Below are 18212 nucleotides of genomic sequence, written 5' to 3'. Positions count from 1 at the left end.
TCTCCTTACTCAGGACCAAACTCTCTCCTATTCGCTGTGAATCGGACTTCAAAAATCACGCATTATTCCCTCCGCCTCGTTTACTGAAATACGATACTCCGGTAGTGCTCTAACGAACGGGATATCCAGTCGCCGTGCGCGCGGCAGCGCTCCCCCTGCTCCTATTTCCGAAAACTCCTCCAACGGGAACGGAGTCAGCCCGCTTTTCCCTCACGTCGGCAGTGCAGCCAGAGCACGGCGGCAGCACCCCGGAACGGGGTCGGGGAACGCGCCGACTACGCATGCGCGCTGGATACTCAAGGCAGCCTCAAAGACCACATCCAAGCGCTGCAGAACTGGATAACTACAGGTCAACTCCAGGAATCCCGCGTTCCTGCCCCTCTTCCCGACGACGGCTCCCAGCCCTCCCGAAACGGGCTCGGCCACGAGTCCGGCACAGCCTGTCCAGGCATGCCACCAACGCACCACCCCTCTCCATCAGGAGGGACCGCAGGGGTTTCCCCTTCTCACATCGCTTCGCATCAGGATTTTCTCGAAAAACGAGAAAATGTCTCATACTCACCGTTTCACACCGGCGACAACTTTCCGTAACCGCACCCCGACACAGCGGAATAAACCCCTGGTGTTGAGCTTTCGCCTCAAAACACAGACATGCTGCAGGTCTGACCTTATTCAGAGAATCTGGCATTCAACAGCATTCCTGGCAGGTCCACAAAATCGTCTCTTTCCTAAGACGGGAGAAGCGTCGGAAACCTTGCCTCCCCTGCCCTGGTTTTCCACCGCCTCCCGGCCGGTATTCCGTTTTAGGCTGTTCACGACCTCCGCTTGCGGAACAGTGCCGCGACCGGGAAGAGCACCGCGAACCCTACAAGCGAGGTGACGACCACCATCACCACGATGCGGGGGTCGGCGAAGCTCTGGGTGGCCACTACGGTGGCCGCCGCAATGTTCCGCTGCGAAGTTCCCAGTCCGAGCACCTCCCGGAACCGGGCATCCGAGCCGCCGAGCAGGTAGCCGATCCCGAACGCGCCCCCGATAACCAGCAGCGCGGGCAGCAGCGCCCCCTGCACCACCAAGTCGGTGATGGCTGTGGAGTTCGCTAGGACTGTGGCCGCCACGAGCAGCAGCAGGGCGACCGTCGACGTTTTCGTCAACACGGGCCGCAGCATCTGCTCCCATGTCGGACGCCACTCCCGCAACACCATTCCCACCGCGAGCGGCAGCAGCATGGTCACCAGCAGCGGGACCGCGATCGCTCCCGCAGAAACCGTGGTTCCCGACACGAGCAGCGGCACCACGATCGGCATGGTGAGGACGGTGACCGGCAGCAGCACCACGAGCAGTGCGGTGCTGGAGCCCATCTCCCCTTCCGCGACTTCGGTGAGTTTGATGAGGAACGGCGCCCCGGCCGCGGTGGCGACGAGCAGCAGCCCGGTTGCTAGCGGCGGGGCGAGCGGCATCAGCCGGGTCACGGCGACGGCGAGCAGCGGCACCAGCACGAAGTTGGCGGCCACGGCCCGCACCACGCGGGAGGTGGCGCGCAGCCGCTGTACAAGCTCTCTTGCGGGGTTCCCCAATCCCACGGACAGCATGGAGGACACGGAGAACACCACGACTGCCGCGTCGATGAGGACGGGGAGAAGACGCATCAGTCCGGCTCGCTCACGGCCGGGGCTCCTTCGGTGCGGGGCCGCGGCAGGCCCACGTGGGTGGTCGGGAAGGGCAGCAGTTCCGCGTCGATCCGCTCCCAGGCTTCCCGCAGTTCGGCGAGCACTTCGGGATGCTGTCCGGCAATATCAGCTCGTTCCCGGCCGTCCACGGTCACGTCGTAGAGCAGGTGGTAGTCGCCGTAGTGGCGCGGCCAGTTGCCGAGCACGGCGCGGTCCCGCCGGTCACGCAGGTATTTGAACCGGCCTCGCCGCAGCGCCCCCTGGTTGGAGGTGCGCCAGAACAGGTCGTGGGCGGGAAAGTCGGCGCCGTCGACCAGCCACGGCAGCAGGTCCACACCGTCGAGCGGCCAGTCGGGGTGCGGTTCGGTTCCCGCGGCGGCGAGCAGGGTCGCTGTCCAGTCCATGGTGATGACGGGATGGTCGCTCACCTGGTTTCCGGCTATCGCTTCCGGCCAGGCCACGATGAGCGGGACACGGATGCCGCCTTCGGTGAGGTCGCCTTTCTCCCCCACGAACGGCCAGTTTTTCGACCAGCGTTCCCCACCGTTGTCGGAGGAGAAAACGACGATAGTGTTGTCGGCGGCCCCGGCCCTGTCGAGAGCGGCCAGGACCTGTCCGATGCCCGCGTCCATGGCTTCCACAAGTTCGCCGTATTTAGCGATCGAACCGCCGTCCAGGTGCATCAGCGGGGAGTGCTCCCATCTCTGCTGGTAGCGGCGGCGGATTTCTTGTCCGACTTCGTGGTCGTCGGGTCCTTCCCACGGCCAGTGGGGCGCGGTGTAGTTGAGTTGCACGTAGAACGGCCGGTTGCGGTGCGCGGTGATGTATTCAGCGGCCCGCTCGGAGATGATCTCCGTGTAGTAGCCGACTTCCTCAACCGGGGTCTCCCCTTCGTACAGGTCGGCTTTGCCAAGAGTGTCGACGTGTTCGAAGTAGTCGAGGGCCCCGTCGAAGTTCCCGAAGAAGGTTTCGAAGCCGATCCGCAACGGGCTGTACCACGGCAGCCAGCCGCAGTGCCATTTACCGAACATGGCGGTGGCGTACCCGGCCTCAACGAGAAGTGAGGAAAGGGTGGGGTGGCCTTCCGGGATGCCGTTTTCCGGGGAACGGGTGACGAGCGGTTCTTCGAGGCCGGCTTGCAAGCGTCCCGGGTAGCGCCCCGTGTACAGACTGATCCTGGTGGAGGAGCACCAAGGTGATCCCGCATAGCCGTGGGTGAACCGGATGCCTTGGGCGGCCAGCTGGTCGAGGTTGGGAGTGCGGATAGTGGTGGAACCGTAGCAGCCCAGGTCGGCCCAGCCGAGGTCGTCGGCGAGGATGAACAGGATGTTGGGGGGTTGGTCGGGCCGTCCCTGGCGAGTGCTTTCGAACGCGCGTTCCCTGTTTCCAGGCACGGTGACTCCCTTCATTCCCAACTGTCGGTGCCGCCCCGGCTACCCCGGTTGGGAAGTGGTATGCGCCGCCACCGTGCAGACTCAGCGGGGCTGCTGATGGAGTGGGCTCGCGGGCTCCGCGGACGGTTTCGCCGCCATCATCCGCTCGTTGCCACCTGGGATGGGTGCTGGTTTCGCGGCGTTGGTTTCTCTCGGGGGTTCTGGTGCGATGGTGGACACTGTTCTTCGGGGAGCCCTGTTTGCGGACCATAAGCAACCCACGAGCCGCTGGTGTCCTCCATCGTTGTCGCGTTTGCGGTGTAACCGTTCTGCGAGGTTACTGGCCTGCTCGCTTATTTCCGGTGCAGGGATTCCCCGTAGCGAGGGCCGCGATGAGGAGGAGGCCGCGTCCGGTTTCGGCTTCGACCCATTCGGCCGCGGTGCGCTCGCAGGGGATGCGGGGCGTGGTGTCGGTGGTGCCGTCGTCGACGACGGCTAAACGCAGCCGGTTGTGGGCGGGCCGGGTGAGGGAGCGCACGACCCGGCCGCCTTCCTGACCGGAGCGGGTGTGTTCGACAGCGTTGGCGAAGGCTTCGCTGGCGCACAGCTCCACCGCGTCAACGAGGCCGGCGGGCAGGTGCGGGAGTGCGGCCAGGTCAGCGCGGATCTCAGCGCGCACCCGGGAAGTGTGGGAGAGGTCGCCGGGGTAGATCCGGCACGGCCAAACCCCCTTCACGGAAGGCGCGGATGGTGGATGATGCGGCATCATGGACATGTCGGCAACTCCTGTCTGAGAGCGGTTGGTTGCTGGCCACGCTCCGGGGGTGGGGCCAACACCCGCCGGAGCCCTAGCCATGCACGAAGACGGGTCGCTGTTCGGATTCGCGGATCGTTCATAGCGGCCACGGACACGGGTGCGGCGTGTCCGATGCCTGCTCGGTGAGGCGGTGCTGCACAGTCCCGCTCAGAGGTAGAGAACGGCAAGGACGGCGTGGCGGAGAGGTCGAAGCGGTTTCTCGCGGTGTTTCTGGTGTTGGTGACGTTGAACCCGTTGCCACGCGGGAACCCAGAAGACCTGGAAATCAGGACAGGAAGATCAAATCTCGTGTGTATCCGAGCACGCGATTACCGACGTCTCTAGACTCCGTTCCTGTCTCGAGCAATCCGCTGCTCTTCCTCCCGCTGTCCTGATACAGATCTGCCTGATCTACAGCAAGAAGCCGCCGTTCCTGCAAGTAGTTGCTGCTCTCCAGCCATGAGCTTTCTCCCGCAGCTCGAGAGTGAGATCCCCTCTCGAGATCATTTTTTCACCTACAGTAAAGTGAATGAGAGTTACAAATACAAGTCTCATTTGAGAGTTGTCCAAGTTGTACCCACATGCGAAGAACAGGCAGGATTCAGGGATGGACCGCAATCCGACACTCGCCCAGTGGCAGCTCGCGCAGGAACTGAGGCGATTGCGCGGCGATCGCAAGTTCAGCGAAGTCGTGAAGGCAGCCAGAACCACTGGTGGCAGCCTGGCGAGATGGGAGACGCCGGGAGATCGCGGTGCTGTCCCAGGCCCAGCCGCGTTAGAGCGCCTTCTCCAGATCTACGGGGCCGAAGACCAACTAGAACGCCTGCTCTCCTTGCGAAAGGAAGCGCGGCAACCAGACCGATGGCAGCCCTACGGCCTAGAGCGTAGCTACCGGACATACGCGAATATCGAGTCTCAGGCGACCTCGATCGAGTACTACCAATCCCAGATCGTTCCTGGAATTGCCCAAACTGAGGCGTATGCTCGCGCGGTGATTGAAGCGACACTCCATCCCAGCAGTGATGTGGACCGCGAGGTCCAGGCCCGAATGGAGCGTCAGCGTGTTCTCTCAAAGCCGGAGCGTCCCGATCTTTGGTTGATCATCGCCGAAGGAGCTCTTCGGCAACAGGTGGGAACGTCTCAGGTGATGGCAGATCAGATTGACCGACTGATCGAGTTGTCTCAGGAACCGGGTATCACCTTGCAGGTGTTGCCTTTCACTGCAGGCGCACACGTAGCGATGCGCCTAGCTGGGTTTGTAATCATGAGTATTGCTCAACATGGGATCACCACCGTATACATCGAAGGTCAGAACTCAGGCATGTTCTTCACAGACTCAGAAGATCTCGCTGAGTACGGGATGATCTTCAACCGGCTCCGCGCAGCTTGTCTGGATGAAGGACGGCCGACTCGTACCCTGCTGGAACGCATTGCACGTGATCATCGGAGAGGAGAAGGGTAAATGCATCCTGTTCCTGAGAGCGATTGGTTTAAATCCAGCTATTCCCAAGGTGAAGCTGCCTGTGTCGAAGTTGCTCACCTTCCCACCATCCCCTCCCGCAAGCTCTCACACAGTGCTAGCTCGGCGGCTGGGGCGGCGATCCGTGACAGTAAGCATCGGGAACTCGGCTCACTGGTGTTTCCTCACTCCGAGTGGCAGGCGTTCCTCGACGCGGTGAAGGAACGCGGTTTCTGACACCCTCACAGAGCTTCCTTCACAGCAATTTTCCTTCCTAATGCTTGCTGTGGTACGGCTATATCTCTGGGGCCATGACCGTCCGTGACGATACGTTTGAGGAGGTCGATTATGTAACGAGGATTGTCAGCCCAGTCGTTGGGATCGTTGACGATTCCTGATGCCTTGTCAGTCTTAAATTGGCAGCGGTCAATAATCCATTCAATTGCGGATCGTGCACCGAGCTGGTAGCGATAGGCTTCTTCCGGGATATTGGGAAGCGTAATCCAAGTGTTGTAGATAATTGTAGAGCGGCCCACCTTTCCCTTTACTCGGGGAAATTCCATCTTGGCAACTCGGTACAGTTCTCTTAGAGGAATTTCCAAAGATCTCGGTTTTACTTCCTCAAGAATACCACCATAAGGCTCAACTTTTTTATGATTTAGATGCAAATCGGTTGATTTACGTCCAGCCTCAACAAATCCGTAAAAGTTTTGGACTTTAGGAATGCAAGGAAGAGACTTTTTCAAATCAGACGCAAAAAGATTCCTATATTCAGGAGAGCGAAGAATACTATAAATATAGTAGAAAATTTCGTCTTTGACTGTGTTAGGATTATTATAAACAGCTCGATGCCCTATTAGAGCAGCATTGGTAATGTTATCTACTCGCTCACATCTTTCATTCCCCAAAGTTTAAACCACTGTCAACGCTTAGATCTCGATAGGTGTATCGAGCAAAGTACAGACCGAGACTCTTCGCACCGACAGCAAGAAGATCAGGAACAACATGGGAATCAGACAAGATTGACATCTTCTCCAGGAAACACCAATTCAACAATTCGAAACTGCAACCAACAAAATAAAGATTGCAATTAATGATTCATTCATCCCAATAGAACAAAAATAAAATTAATCAAAACATTAGAATCAAAACCCGCAACCCACATCAAACATATGGATGTTAACGCAGCACACATACGTGTACTGTGGTGGCATGGACAGGACCGCGCACTCTGCTGACGAACAGTTGGTCACCGCGGCGGACATTGCCCGGCTCGCCAGGGTGACCAGGGCTGCCGTGTCGAACTGGCGGCGCCGCCACGACGACTTCCCCGCTCCGGTCGCGGGTACCAAGTCCAGCCCGCTGTTCGCACTGTCGCAGGTGCGCGCCTGGCTGGACCGCCAGAACAAGGGGTACGAGGAATCCGGGGAGGTCCGGCTGTGGCATGCGCTGCGTGCCGAATACCCGGACTCGATGGCCCGGGGGATCTGCGACATTGTCGAAGCGCTGCGCGACGACGCAGAACGCGACTCTGCTGCCCTGCAGATCGCCCGGGAACTCGCCAAGGAAACCTCGACCACCGAAGTGCTCACCGCCCTGGTGGACCGGCTGCGCAACTCTCCGCAGCGCGGCGATACCGACACCTCCTCCACGTCCCGCCTGGTGCGGGCCATCACCCAGGTGGCGGGGAAGGACGCGACCAGCGTGTTCGACCCGGCGTGCGGACTGGGGTCGCTGCTGCTGGCTGTGGGCGCGCCCGACGCGCAGCGCACCGGACAGGACATCGACCCGCATGCGGCTCGGCTCGCTCAACTCCGCGCCGAGCTGGAGTACTCCACGACCGCCGAAGTGCGGGTCGGTGACTCGCTGCGTGCCGATGCCTGGCCGGACCACCGGGTGGAGCTTGTCGTCTGCGACCCGCCGACCTCCAACGCGGATTGGGGGCGTGAAGAGCTGCTGCTGGACACGCGGTGGGAGCTGGGGCTGCCGCCGCGGGCCGAGGCTGAACTGGCCTGGCTGCAGCACGCCTACGCGCACACCGCACCCGGCGGGCGGGCCATTGTCGTCATGTCCACGTCGGCCGCCTACCGCCGCACGGGTCGTCGGATCCGTTCCGAGATGGTGCGGCGCGGCCTGCTCACGGACGTGATCGCGCTTCCCGCCGGGTTGGCGTCCGCGCACTCCCAGCCGGTGCACTTGTGGGTGTTGCGGCGCCCCACTTCGGAGTCGGATGCCGCCACCGAGGTGCGCATGGTCGACATGTCGGATGCCGACCTGGAAGGGCCGTTGGAGCCTGCAGAGCACCAGCAGGCCACGGTGCCCTTGATCGACCTGTTGGACGACCTGGTCGACTTGACGCCGGCGCACCACATCGTCCAACCGGTTCCCGACCACTTTGCGGAATACCAGGCAGTCTGCGACGAGCTGCGCGAGGTTCTCGACGCGTTGGCGCAGACCCTGCCCGCGTTGGCGGAAGGGGACCGGGATCTGGGCGGTGCCCAGCTGCGGGTCGGTGAGCTCATCGACAACGGCCTGGTCGAAGTGGCCGGGGACAAGCTGCGGTCCACCAGCGACCAGTTGGACACCGACTTCCTCAACGGGTTCCTGCGGAGCGCGGCGAACGTGCGCCGGTCGACGAGCGCCAGCGGCGTGTTCCGCACTGATGCCCGGTCGGCGCGCATGCCGCAGATGGATGTGGCGGAGCAGCGCCGCTACGGGGAAGTGTTCCGCACGTTGGACGAGTTCGAACGGCAGGCGAAACGCGCGGCGGAACTGGTGTCGCAGACGGTGCGGCTGGCACGTGAAGGCCTCACGAACGGGGCCCTGGTACCCACTGATCCGGAGCGGGAGTAGTCGCCCCGCCCTGTGCGGGTGGACACGGCCCATTGGGTAAGCGCTCTCCGCGGTCTTCTCGGCTGGGAAGGCCGCGGGGGCGCTTTTCTGTTGCGTGGGCACCCCGGCCGGGGTGCGCCGGTGTCTGCGCGGAGTGGTCAGCCGCCGATCGCGGACATGGGGCGGCTCGGCTGCAGGAAACTGGGATCGTTGATGCCGTGGCCGGGTAGTTTCGTGGCCACGGCCGCCCGCCACCGCTCGGCGAGTTCGGCGTCGCTCGCGCCCGCGCGCAGCGGGCCGCGCAGGTCGGACTCTTTGCGGGCAAATAGGCAGTTACGTACCTGGCCGTCCGCGGTGAGCCGCACCCGGTTACACGCCCCGCAAAACGGGCGGGTCACCGAAGCGATCACGCCGACGGTGGCTGGACCTCCGTCCACCCAGAAGAGTTCCGCGGGGGCGCTGCCGCGCTGGGCGGTGTCTGCCGGGGTGAGGGTGTAGGCCTGGCTGAGCCGGTCCAGGATCTCGTCGGCGGTGACCATGGTGGCGCGCTGCCAGCGGTGCTGGGCGTCGAGCGGCATCTGTTCGATGAACCGCAACTGGTAGCCGTGCTCCAGACAATAGGCGAGCAGGTCGGGTGCTTCGTGGTCGTTGATGTCGCGCATGAGGACCGCGTTGACTTTGACCGGGGTGAGTCCGGCGTGTGCGGCCGCGGCGAGCCCGGCGAGCACGTCGTCCAGCCGTCGGCGGCGGGTGAGTTTTTCGAAGGTGTCGGCGTCCACCGTGTCCAAGGAGACGTTGACCCGGTCCAAGCCCGCCTCGGCCAAGGTGGGGGCGATCCGGTTGAGTCCGATCCCGTTTGTGGTGAGTGCGATCCGGGGACGAGGGTCCAGGGCAGCTGTGGCGGCAACAATGCTCGGCAGGCCGCGGCGCAGCAGCGGCTCCCCACCGGTGAACCGCACTTCGCGTATCCCCAGCTGGGTGACCCCGATCCGGATGAGGCGGATCACTTCGTCGTCGGTGAGCAGCTCCGGTGTGGGCAGCCAGTCCAGTCCTTCCGGTGGCATGCAGTAGGTGCATCGCAGATTGCACCGGTCGGTGAGGGAGACGCGCAGGTCGGTGGCGACCCTACCGTAGGAGTCGGACAGCACCGGGGTCACCTCCTCGGAAGCGGCGGCTGGGCCCCTCTACCTTAGACAGCCCGCTGGCGGCGCACACGTGGGCGGTGGTTGGGGTGGAATGCCCCGTTATCGTCGGTGGGCGACAAGGCACGGACAACAGGAAGGGGCGTGGCGTGATCAGCGTGCGCGACTGGAACCTGCCCGGCGGGCCCAAGGGCGCAGAGCGCCTGCACGTGCGGGCGTGGGCCCCGGCTGCCGGCGACCCCGCCTTCTTGGTGGTGCTGGTGCACGGCTACGGCGAGCACATCGGGCGCTACGAGCATGTGGCGCGCTGGCTGTGCGAGCATGGCGCGGTCTGCTACGGGGTGGACCACCGCGGGCACGGCACCTCCTCGGGGGAACGGGTGCTCATCGACGACTTCGCGGGGATTGTGGAGGACGTGCACCGGGTGGTCACCCAGGCGCGCACCGCCTACCGGGCGCTGCCGCTGGTGGTCGTCGGGCATTCCATGGGCGGGCTGATCGCGGCCCGCTACGTGCAGACCCATCCAGAGGAGGTGTCCGGGCTGGTGCTGAGCGGGCCGGTGCTCGGCGAGTGGGCGGTCGTCGACGAGCTGCTGGCCCACGACGAGATTCCCGAGGTGCCGATCGACCCGGCGACCCTGTCGCGTGACCCCGAGGTGGGCGCGGCCTATGCCGCCGACGAGCTCGTGTGGCACGGCCCGTTCAAGCGGCCCACTCTGGAGGCCTTCCGCGTGGAATTGGCGCGCGCTACGGCGGCGGGGAAGGTGGAGGCACCCCTGTTGTGGCTGCACGGCTCTGACGACGCTCTGGTGCCGTTGGAGGGCACGGTGCGGGGGATTCTCACCCTGGCGGGGCCGGACACGACGGCGCGGATCTTCCCGGGGGCGCGGCACGAGGTGTTCAACGAGACCAACCGCGACGAGGTGCTCGGGGAAGTGGCGCGGTTCGCGGCGCGGATCGCCGCGCAGGCGCGCGACAGCGGGTGAGCTGGTATTTCCCTACCCCGGTTGGCGTTGCCGGAAGCGGACACGCCAGGATCGTCCCCATGACGCGACCGATAACCCCCGGTGAGTCCCCCGCTTTTTGGCGGTCGCTAGTCCACCGGACCCTCATCACTCCCCTGCTGCCGCAGCCGAGGCTGCGGCGCCTCGTCCAACTGTGTGTCGGCTTGTACCTGTTCGGGCTCGGCCTGGCCGCCCAGGTGGCGTCCGGGCTGGGTGCCGCCCCGTGGGATGTGCTGCACCAAGGCCTGCACCTGCGGACCGGCTGGTCGATCGGCACGTGGGTGATCATCACCGGCGTCATCGTGATCCTGCTGTGGATTCCGCTGCGGCAGCGCGCCGGGTTGGGCACTCTGCTCAACGCGACGGGGATCGGGGTGGCGTTGGACGTCTCGCTGCTGTGGCTACCTGCCCCGGACGGGCTCGTGGGGCAGGTTGTGCTGCTCGTCGTGGGGATTGTGGCTGTGGCGGCGGGCGGCGGCATGTACATCGGTGCCGGGCTCGGCCCGGGGCCGCGGGATGGTCTGATGACCGGGCTGGCGGAGCGCGGCATGTCGATCTCGGTGGCCCGCACCTTGATCGAGGTGTCGGTGGTGGCGGCCGGGTTCGTCCTGGGCGGCACGGTGGGGGTGGGCACCCTGGTGTTCGCGCTGGCAATCGGGCCACTCACGCAACTCTTCTTGCCGCCATTCCACGTGGATCGGCGTGTGGCGGGATAGCGTGGAGGCGGTTCCCCGGAACCTTCACTATCAGCGAACAGGACATTACACGCGAACTACGCAATGAGATTCTTTCATACCCTTCTTTCCACCGAAATCTCCCCCTTCCGGGGCGTTGTGTCGGGAACGTGACCTATACATCGGTCTAGGTGGCAGCAGACGCTCTCCGGCAGGACTAACGTTGCCTGCAACGGAGTCCGGGAGCGCAACACGGAGATCCTCCGCTACCGCGTCCCCGTTTTTCAGTGACCCGTCCATACGGGGCCATCCACGAATGTTTGATGGGGGTGATCGGCGTGTCCGCACTGATCGAGGACTACGCAATGATCGGCGACATGCAGACCGCTGCCCTGGTCGGGCGGGACGGGTCAATCGACTGGATGTGCCTTCCACACTTCGACTCCCCCGCATGTTTCGCCGCTTTGCTGGGAGACGAACAGAACGGCCACTGGTGGATCCGTCCTGTCGGGGTTGACCCCAGGTCTACTCGCCGCCGCTACCGCCAGGACACTCTGATCCTGGAAAACGAGTGGGATACCCCAACCGGTACCGTGCGCCTCATTGACTTCATGCCCCCACGCGGTGGCCACCCCCACCTGGTGCGGATCGTCGAAGGCGTCAGCGGCACCGTGCAGATGAAGACCGCTATCCGCCTGCGCTTCGACTACGGCAACGTGGTGCCGTGGATCCACCGCGTCGACAGCGAGGTGGTAGCTGTCGCCGGGCCCGACTCGGTGTGGCTGAGCGGCCCCGTACCGCTCGAAGGCCACAACTTCATGCACGACGCCGTCTTCACGGTCACGGCAGGCCAACGCATCCCCTTCGTCATGGCCTGGCATCCCTCCCACGTCGAGGAATCCGACCACCTCGACGCGGAGAAAGCCCTCGCCCAAACCGAGCGTTTCTGGCGCGACTGGGTGTCCAAGTGCACCTACCAGGGCCGCTACCGGGAAGCCGTGGTGCGCTCCCTCATCACCCTCAAGGCGCTCACCTACCGGCCCACCGGCGGTATCGTGGCGGCGCCCACCACGTCGCTGCCTGAAGACATCGGCGGGGTCCGTAACTGGGACTACCGCTACTGCTGGCTGCGGGACGCCACCATTACCCTGGAGGCGCTCATCCGCAGCGGCTACACCGACGAGGCGCACGCCTGGCGGGAGTGGCTGGTGCGGGCCGTGGCCGGCGAACCCCAGCACATCCAGATCATGTACGGGGTGCGCGGCGAACGGCGACTCGCCGAATGGGAAGCCGACTGGCTGCCCGGCTACGAGAACTCTCGGCCGGTGCGGATCGGCAACGCCGCCGTGAACCAGTACCAACTGGATGTCTACGGCGAAGTCATGGAAGTGCTCTACCTGGCGCAAAAGGCGGGCATGGCCGCGGGAGAGCACGTGTGGGGCCTGCAGCGTTCCCTCGTCAACTACTTGGAATGGTGTTGGTCGGAGCCCGATGAAGGCCTGTGGGAGGTGCGCGGGCCGCGCCAGCACTTTGTGCACTCCAAGGTCATGGCGTGGGTGGCGGCCGACCGGGCTGTGCGCATGATCGAAGAGTACGGCATGGAAGGCCCGCTGGAGCGATGGAAGGCGCTGCGGGACACCATCCACGCCGAGGTGTGCGAATACGGCTACGACGCGGAACGCAACACCTTCACCCAGTACTACGGCAGCCGGGAGCTGGACGCCGCACTGCTGCTCATCCCTGAAGTGGGCTTCCTGCCCTACGACGACCCGCGGGTCATCGGCACTATCGAGGCGATCCGCGAAGAGCTCATGGTCGACGGTTTCGTGCTGCGTTACCGCACCGGCATCGAAGACGGTGCCGACCAGTTGCCGGGTGACGAAGGTGCCTTTCTCGCGTGCAGTTTCTGGATGGCGAACGCGCTGCTGTCCATTGGCCGGGAAAAGGAAGCGCGGGAACTGTTCGAACGGCTACTGTCGCTCCGCAACGACGTGGGACTGCTCGCGGAAGAATACGATCCGCGGCTGGGCCGCCAGGTCGGTAACTTCCCACAAGCGTTCAGCCACTTCCCGCTGGTGACCACGGCACTCAACCTGTCCCACCACGACGGATACCGGCGCAGCGAAACTGACTGATTAAATTCCGCCACAATGGGTTAGTAGGGGTGGCCATGGGAGTGATCACGGCCATGGCCACCAATCTCACAGATTTCGCGGTACAAAGCTGGCCGCAAGGGGTCGCGCTGCTCAGCGCGCTTGTGCTCTGCTCCCTGATCGGTTTAGAACGGGAATGGCGTAACAAGAACGCCGGCTTGCGTACCAACACGCTCGTCGGGCTAGGGTCCGCGCTGTTCATGCTCGTCGGTAAGTACGGGTTCGGCGACGTGATCGTCGACGGGCTGATCATGCTGGACCCCTCCCGGGTCGCCGGGCAGATCGTGTCCGGTATCGGCTTCATCGGCGCCGGGCTGATCTTCGTGCGCCGCGACATGGTGCGCGGGCTCACCACCGCTGCGGCCGTGTGGGTGTCGTGCGCGGTCGGTATGGCGTGCGGTGCCGGACTGTGGCTGCTCGGCCTGTGGGTGACCGTCGCCTATTTCATCGTCGTACTCGGCTATCCCCCGCTGCTGCGGCTGCTCACCCGTTCCCAGCCCGCCATGTCCCTGTTCCGGGTCACCTACGACGACGGGCGCGGCATTCTGCGCTCGATCCTGGCACAGGCCACCCAGTACGGGTTCACTGTCCACAATGTGGCCACCCAGCGGCAGATCACCCGTGACGGGCGAGCCGTCGTCGACGTGGATTTGGTCCTCGCGGGGAAAACCCCCACAAGAGACCTGGCCACGGGACTGTCGGAAACCGACGGGGTGCACCGGGTACGGGTCCTCCGCCCGGACGAGGCCGACTAAAGCCTCCACACGCTCAACCACACTCCCACGGCCAGGCAGGGCACGACCAACAGCGCGAACAGCAGTCCCGGCCCCGCCCACAACGCCCCGGTGCCGTAGGCGGCGTAGACCAGCAGCGCCACCACGCTCCGCCCCGCCTCCGCCAGGGACGCGACCGTGGCACGTACTCGGCTGCTGACCTGCTCGTGCATCCGGTTTTCCACGGCCACGGCCGCCCATGCACCCGCCCCGAACCCGGCCGCGACCCCTACCATGCCTGCAGGGTGGCCGCTGAGCGCTCCAGCCACGAGCAGCAGCACGCCCGCGCACAGGATCGGACCCGTCCACCGGGTGCCGCGGCCCGCACACCACTGGCCTAGGGCAGTGCCCGCACTCACCAGCACCACCAGTGGGGCCACCGCCCAGTCCGCGGCCCCGGTGGCGCGGGCCAGCAGCGGAAGATACTCGTCCAACGCGTCCACCACGGTGAGCGCTGCCAACGCCCCCATCACACCTACCAGGGCGGGGGTGTGGCGCAGGCGCGTCCACGCACCACTCCAGGCTCCCCGCTGCCGCTGTTCGCCGGCGACGGGACGGTGGCGGGGAGTCTCAGGGAGGAGCCCTGCAGCAAGCGCGGCGAGCACACACGCGGCGACACTCGCTGCCCCCACTGCGGCATAGCCGCCGATGAGCAGCAGCGGTCCAGTGAGCAGGCCGGAGGCGAGCACAGCCCCCGTAGCCAAAGCTCGGGAGCGGCCGATCAGCCGCGGATAGTCGGATGTCCTGCCCGCGGCGGCGAGAGTGTCGTAGACGAGCGCCTGGAACGCGCCGGAGCCTAACGCGCCACCCGCACCCCACAGCACGAAACCCGCGGCGAACACGGGAAAGGAAGGGAATAGGGTCCACAGCGCGAACGCCGCACCGGCGAGCAGCGGTGCTGCAGCCACCAGGGGGCGGCGCGCCCACCGGTCCGCGAGCAGCCCAGACGGAACCTCGAACGTGAACGCCACCAGCGTCCACAGCGCAAACAGCGCGGAAATCTGCCCGTCAGTTGCCCCGGTGTCGGCGAACAGCAGCGCATACACCGGGTAGAGCGGAATCAAGTCCTGGAAGAACGCGTAGGCGTAGACGCCCCACGTCAACCGGGCTTCGGGTGCGGGTCAATACTGCCAAGCCATGGGCCCACTCTAATCCACAGTTTGGTGGGCAGGAGACGGCGCCACGCCACCTCAGCTTCCCCTTCCGCCCTGCAGCCAGGCAGGAGCGTTTTGCTACCAATTCCGGACGCTTTTGAACCTATCTCGAGTGTCACAGTAGTCCTGGCATGTCCCGACGACGGCACACCGACTCCCCAGTAACCGGGGTGCGGCACCGAACACACGGCCCGCCCGTCGGATCTGACTGAATAGGTTGAGCACACCCCGCAGGCTCCCGCTGGAGGGCTGACGTGACAGGGCAGGTACTAGACGGCCGCTACCGGCTCGTCGAACGACTGGGCTCTGGAGGCATGGGAGAAGTCTGGCGCGGCCACGACGAACGGCTAGGCCGCACAGTGGCGATCAAACTCATCCACCCGGGGGCGAGCGTAGACGACGAAGCCGTCGCCCTCTTCCGCCGGGAAGCGCAAGTGACCGCACGACTCGCCGGACACCCCAACATCGTCATCCTCTACGACTACGGCACCGACGGGGACACCGTGTACACGGTCATGGAACTCGTCACCGGCTGCTCGTTGAGCGCCCTGCTGCGCGAACGGGGACGCCTCCCCGTGGAATTAGCGGTGCGGTGGGGCGCCCACGTGTGCGCGGGACTGGCCGCCGCGCACGCGGTCGGCGTGGTCCACCGTGACATCAAACCCAGCAACCTCATGGTGGTGGACGCGGACGCCCCTGACGGAGGCACCGTCAAACTCGTGGACTTCGGCATCGCGGGATTCCACGAAGCCGCGTTGCACCAGCGCACCCTGCCGCCCACCGGGGAACCGTTCGGCACCCCCTTGTACGTGTCGCCCGAGCAGATCCAAATGCTTCCCGTGGGGGCCTTCAGCGACCTGTACTCCTTCGGGGCGGTGCTGTTCCACATGCTCACCGGGCAGCCCCCGTTCCACGCCGCCGAACCGATGCCGGTGCTGCGCATGCACTTGACGGAACCTCCGCCCAACCCGGCTGAGCTGCGCCCCGACGTGCCAGCGGAACTCGCGGAGCTCGTGCTCATGCTGCTCGCAAAAGACCCCGGCCAGCGGCCAGACAACGCCCTGTGGGTCCGTGACCGGCTGCTGTCCCTGTCTGGCACCTCTCCCCCAGCCTCAGCGGCCTCCCCGACCGAATCAGCGTCGCGGGAGGCCCAGATGCGACGGCTCGAGCAGAGCTGGGTGGAAGCAGAACGTCTCGCTGCAGCGGGGCAGGCCGCTGCAGCAGCGCAGCGGATCGGTGCCCTCCTCGGCGAGCTCGCCGCCATCTACGGGGCTGACCATCCCGCCACGTTGGAGGCCCGCCGTCGCCACGCTTCCCTCACCAGCCGAGCCGGGGACCCGGAGCGGGCCGCCGCCCTCTTCGACACTCTCGTCGCTGACCTGGACCGGATCTACGGCCATGCCCACCCGGAAACGTACGCTGCCCGGCACCATCTCGCTGCCGCCACCGAGCAGGCGGGGCGCCGGGCCGAAGCCGCGGTCCTCCGCAGCGAACTCGTTGACGCGCTGACCGCCCAGTACGGGCCGCAGGCCGCCCGCCTTCTCCACCCTCGGCTGTTTTACGCCGTGGACCTTGCCGAAGCAGGCGATTTCACGGGCGCCGAAAAACTGCTGCGGGATCTCGCCGCCGCACTAGAGCAGCAGCTTGGTGCCCACACTCCCGCGCTCCAGATCGTCCACCACTACCTGGATGCGGCCGCTGCTTTCGCATCAGAGACGGCTGGCGCGGAGCCGCCCCACCCCAACCGGTTCAGGGAGAGCACGCGGCTGGACGGCCGACCACCGCCCCACCCGCTGCGGCAGCGGCTGACCCGCTGGCTGCGCTCCACCACTGAACTGTGACCAGTGTCCGACTTGGCGCGAAACCGCCGCTGTTGTCTTAGCCCGCCGCTATGGTTTCCGCCATGCCACGACCGTTGCACGAAATCATGGAGAGCGGGTGGGCCGAGGCACTGGAGCCCGTGGCCGACCGTATCGCGCAGATGGGTGACTTTCTGCGGCAGGAGGTGGCCGAAGGCCGCACCTACCTGCCTGCTGGGGAGAACGTGCTGCGCGCCTTCCAGCAGCCTTTCGACCAAGTGCGGGTGCTCCTTGTCGGCCAGGACCCCTACCCCACGCCGGGGCACGCTGTCGGGCTGAGCTTCTCCGTCTCCCCCGAAGTGCGCCGCCTGCCGGGCAGCCTGCGCAACATTTTCCTCGAATACACCCAAGACCTCGGGTATCCGATGCCGTCCAGCGGGGACCTCACCCCGTGGGCGGAACGCGGCGTGCTGCTGCTCAACAGGGTGCTGACCGTGACCCCGCGCAAACCGGGATCGCACCGCGGCAAAGGCTGGGAAGCCGTCACCGACCAGGCGATCCGCGCCCTCGCTGCCCGCGGCAAACCACTCGTGGCCATCCTGTGGGGCCGGGACGCGCGCAGCCTACGCCCGCTCATGCCGGACGTGCCGTGCGTAGAGTCCGCCCACCCCAGCCCCATGTCGGCGCACCACGGCTTCTTCGGTTCCCGCCCGTTCAGCCGCGCCAATGCCCTGCTGGAACAGCAGGGCGCCGAACCCATGGACTGGCGGCTGCCCTAGCCGAGTCCAAGGGCTGCGGCCCTAGGCGCGAGGAAGCCTTGCTGGCTGGGGTAGTGAAGGGTACCGCCCGATCTGCCCTCGCACCCCAGCCGAAACAGCAGAAGGTCCGCGGCGGCACGTTCTGCCCGTGCGGAAGCAGGCCCCGTGGACCGCAGCCTCCCCCTGGCCAGCAGGGTTCGCCAGGAATCCCCGCGTGCGGGACGTGCGGAGTCCCGTTCCCGGTCAGGGGGAGGTCACGCACAGTTCGTTGCCTTCAGGGTCGGCGAGCACCACGGTCCCCTCGCCGTCGGGTGTGCGGGTGTCGACCACGAAAGTGGCGCCCAATTGGATGAGCCGGTTGATCTCCTTGTCCCGGTCGTCTTCCACCGGACTCAAATCCAAGTGGAGCCGGTTTTTCACCATTTTGCTCTCCGGTACCCGCTGAAACGTGAGCTTCGGCTGACCGTCGGGGGTGTCCACGCACACCCGGGCATCACCGGGCCTGCTCCCCGGAGCGATCACGGCGCCCAGCGCTCCCGCCCAGAATTCGGCCAGCGCGTAGGGATCAGCGCAGTCGAAGGTCACTGCCCGGATCACCGATCGCATTCCTATTTCCTTCCAAAAG

General features: G+C 65.2%; 16 protein-coding genes. 9 read left to right on the top strand and 7 right to left on the bottom strand.

Annotated elements, in window-relative coordinates:
* Nucleotides 1–812: 812 nt before the first annotated feature.
* The 3 genes from TFU_RS06720 to TFU_RS06710 all read right to left on the bottom strand — a co-directional run bounded on the left by TFU_RS06720 (nt 813) and on the right by TFU_RS06710 (nt 3818).
* Complete coding sequence (locus TFU_RS06720) at nt 813–1649, bottom strand: bile acid:sodium symporter family protein (RefSeq protein ID WP_011291788.1); 837 nt, start codon at nt 1647–1649, stop codon at nt 813–815.
* A complete protein-coding gene (locus TFU_RS06715) occupies nt 1649–3064 on the bottom strand; it encodes a sulfatase family protein (RefSeq protein ID WP_011291787.1) in 1416 nt (471 codons plus the stop codon). The genes TFU_RS06720 and TFU_RS06715 overlap by 1 nt, the downstream gene beginning before the upstream one ends.
* Nucleotides 3065–3380: 316 nt before the next feature.
* The gene (locus TFU_RS06710) at nt 3381–3818 is read right to left on the bottom strand and encodes an ATP-binding protein (RefSeq protein ID WP_011291786.1); all 438 of its coding nucleotides are present in this window, start codon (nt 3816–3818) and stop codon (nt 3381–3383) included.
* Nucleotides 3819–4446: 628 nt separating this feature from the next.
* On the opposite strand from TFU_RS06710, the gene TFU_RS06705 reads away from it, so the two are divergent.
* Both TFU_RS06705 and TFU_RS15790 read left to right on the top strand, forming a co-directional pair.
* The gene (locus TFU_RS06705) at nt 4447–5301 is read left to right on the top strand and encodes a helix-turn-helix domain-containing protein (protein ID WP_016188606.1); all 855 of its coding nucleotides are present in this window, start codon (nt 4447–4449) and stop codon (nt 5299–5301) included.
* Entirely contained in the window at nt 5302–5535 is a 234-nt protein-coding gene (locus TFU_RS15790; RefSeq protein ID WP_016188605.1) for a DUF397 domain-containing protein, read from the top strand.
* 5 nt (nt 5536–5540) lie between these two features.
* Here the strand turns inward: TFU_RS15790 and TFU_RS16050 are convergent, their stop codons facing one another.
* On the bottom strand, nt 5541–6206 hold the full coding sequence (locus tag TFU_RS16050; protein WP_011291784.1) for a type ISP restriction/modification enzyme: 666 nt from the start codon (nt 6204–6206) through the stop codon (nt 5541–5543).
* A 304-nt stretch (nt 6207–6510) separates the two neighbouring features.
* On the opposite strand from TFU_RS16050, the gene TFU_RS06700 reads away from it, so the two are divergent.
* Entirely contained in the window at nt 6511–8151 is a 1641-nt protein-coding gene (locus TFU_RS06700; RefSeq protein WP_016188603.1) for an N-6 DNA methylase, read from the top strand.
* Nucleotides 8152–8288: 137 nt separating this feature from the next.
* Here the strand turns inward: TFU_RS06700 and moaA are convergent, their stop codons facing one another.
* Complete coding sequence (gene moaA / locus TFU_RS06695; protein WP_011291782.1) at nt 8289–9278, bottom strand: GTP 3',8-cyclase MoaA; 990 nt, start codon at nt 9276–9278, stop codon at nt 8289–8291.
* A 143-nt stretch (nt 9279–9421) separates the two neighbouring features.
* Between moaA and TFU_RS06690 the strand changes: the two genes are divergently transcribed.
* From TFU_RS06690 to TFU_RS06675, 4 genes are all read left to right on the top strand, one after another.
* Nucleotides 9422–10258, top strand: coding sequence for an alpha/beta hydrolase (locus TFU_RS06690; RefSeq protein ID WP_011291781.1), 837 nt, complete (start codon nt 9422–9424; stop codon nt 10256–10258).
* Between the two features lie 59 nt (nt 10259–10317).
* Nucleotides 10318–10992 carry a YczE/YyaS/YitT family protein gene (locus TFU_RS06685; RefSeq protein WP_011291780.1) on the top strand — a complete coding sequence of 225 codons (675 nt, stop codon included), beginning with the start codon at nt 10318–10320 and terminating at the stop codon, nt 10990–10992.
* 281 nt (nt 10993–11273) lie between these two features.
* On the top strand, nt 11274–13085 hold the full coding sequence (locus TFU_RS06680; protein ID WP_016188599.1) for a glycoside hydrolase family 15 protein: 1812 nt from the start codon (nt 11274–11276) through the stop codon (nt 13083–13085).
* A 35-nt stretch (nt 13086–13120) separates the two neighbouring features.
* A complete protein-coding gene (locus tag TFU_RS06675) occupies nt 13121–13858 on the top strand; it encodes an MgtC/SapB family protein (protein ID WP_011291778.1) in 738 nt (245 codons plus the stop codon).
* Here TFU_RS06675 and TFU_RS06670 read toward each other — a convergent pair.
* A complete protein-coding gene (locus TFU_RS06670) occupies nt 13855–14979 on the bottom strand; it encodes an MFS transporter (RefSeq protein ID WP_011291777.1) in 1125 nt (374 codons plus the stop codon). The genes TFU_RS06675 and TFU_RS06670 overlap by 4 nt on opposite strands.
* Before the next feature lie 305 nt (nt 14980–15284).
* Here TFU_RS06670 and TFU_RS06665 point away from each other — a divergent pair, with 305 nt between their 5' ends.
* Both TFU_RS06665 and TFU_RS06660 read left to right on the top strand, forming a co-directional pair.
* Nucleotides 15285–16871 (top strand): serine/threonine-protein kinase, encoded by a 1587-nt coding sequence (locus TFU_RS06665; RefSeq protein ID WP_011291776.1) that lies wholly within the window; start codon nt 15285–15287, stop codon nt 16869–16871.
* 62 nt (nt 16872–16933) lie between these two features.
* Nucleotides 16934–17608, top strand: coding sequence for a uracil-DNA glycosylase (locus TFU_RS06660; protein ID WP_038043641.1), 675 nt, complete (start codon nt 16934–16936; stop codon nt 17606–17608).
* 222 nt (nt 17609–17830) lie between these two features.
* On the opposite strand, the gene TFU_RS06655 is transcribed toward TFU_RS06660, so the two are convergent.
* Complete coding sequence (locus TFU_RS06655; protein ID WP_011291774.1) at nt 17831–18193, bottom strand: VOC family protein; 363 nt, start codon at nt 18191–18193, stop codon at nt 17831–17833.
* Nucleotides 18194–18212 lie beyond the last annotated feature (19 nt).

Origin of the sequence: Thermobifida fusca YX, from assembly GCF_000012405.1 — a bacterium.
Taxonomy (GTDB): domain Bacteria; phylum Actinomycetota; class Actinomycetes; order Streptosporangiales; family Streptosporangiaceae; genus Thermobifida; species Thermobifida fusca.
The sequence above is the reverse complement of the archived record's forward strand: the minus strand, read 5'-3'. Positions and strand labels throughout refer to the sequence as shown.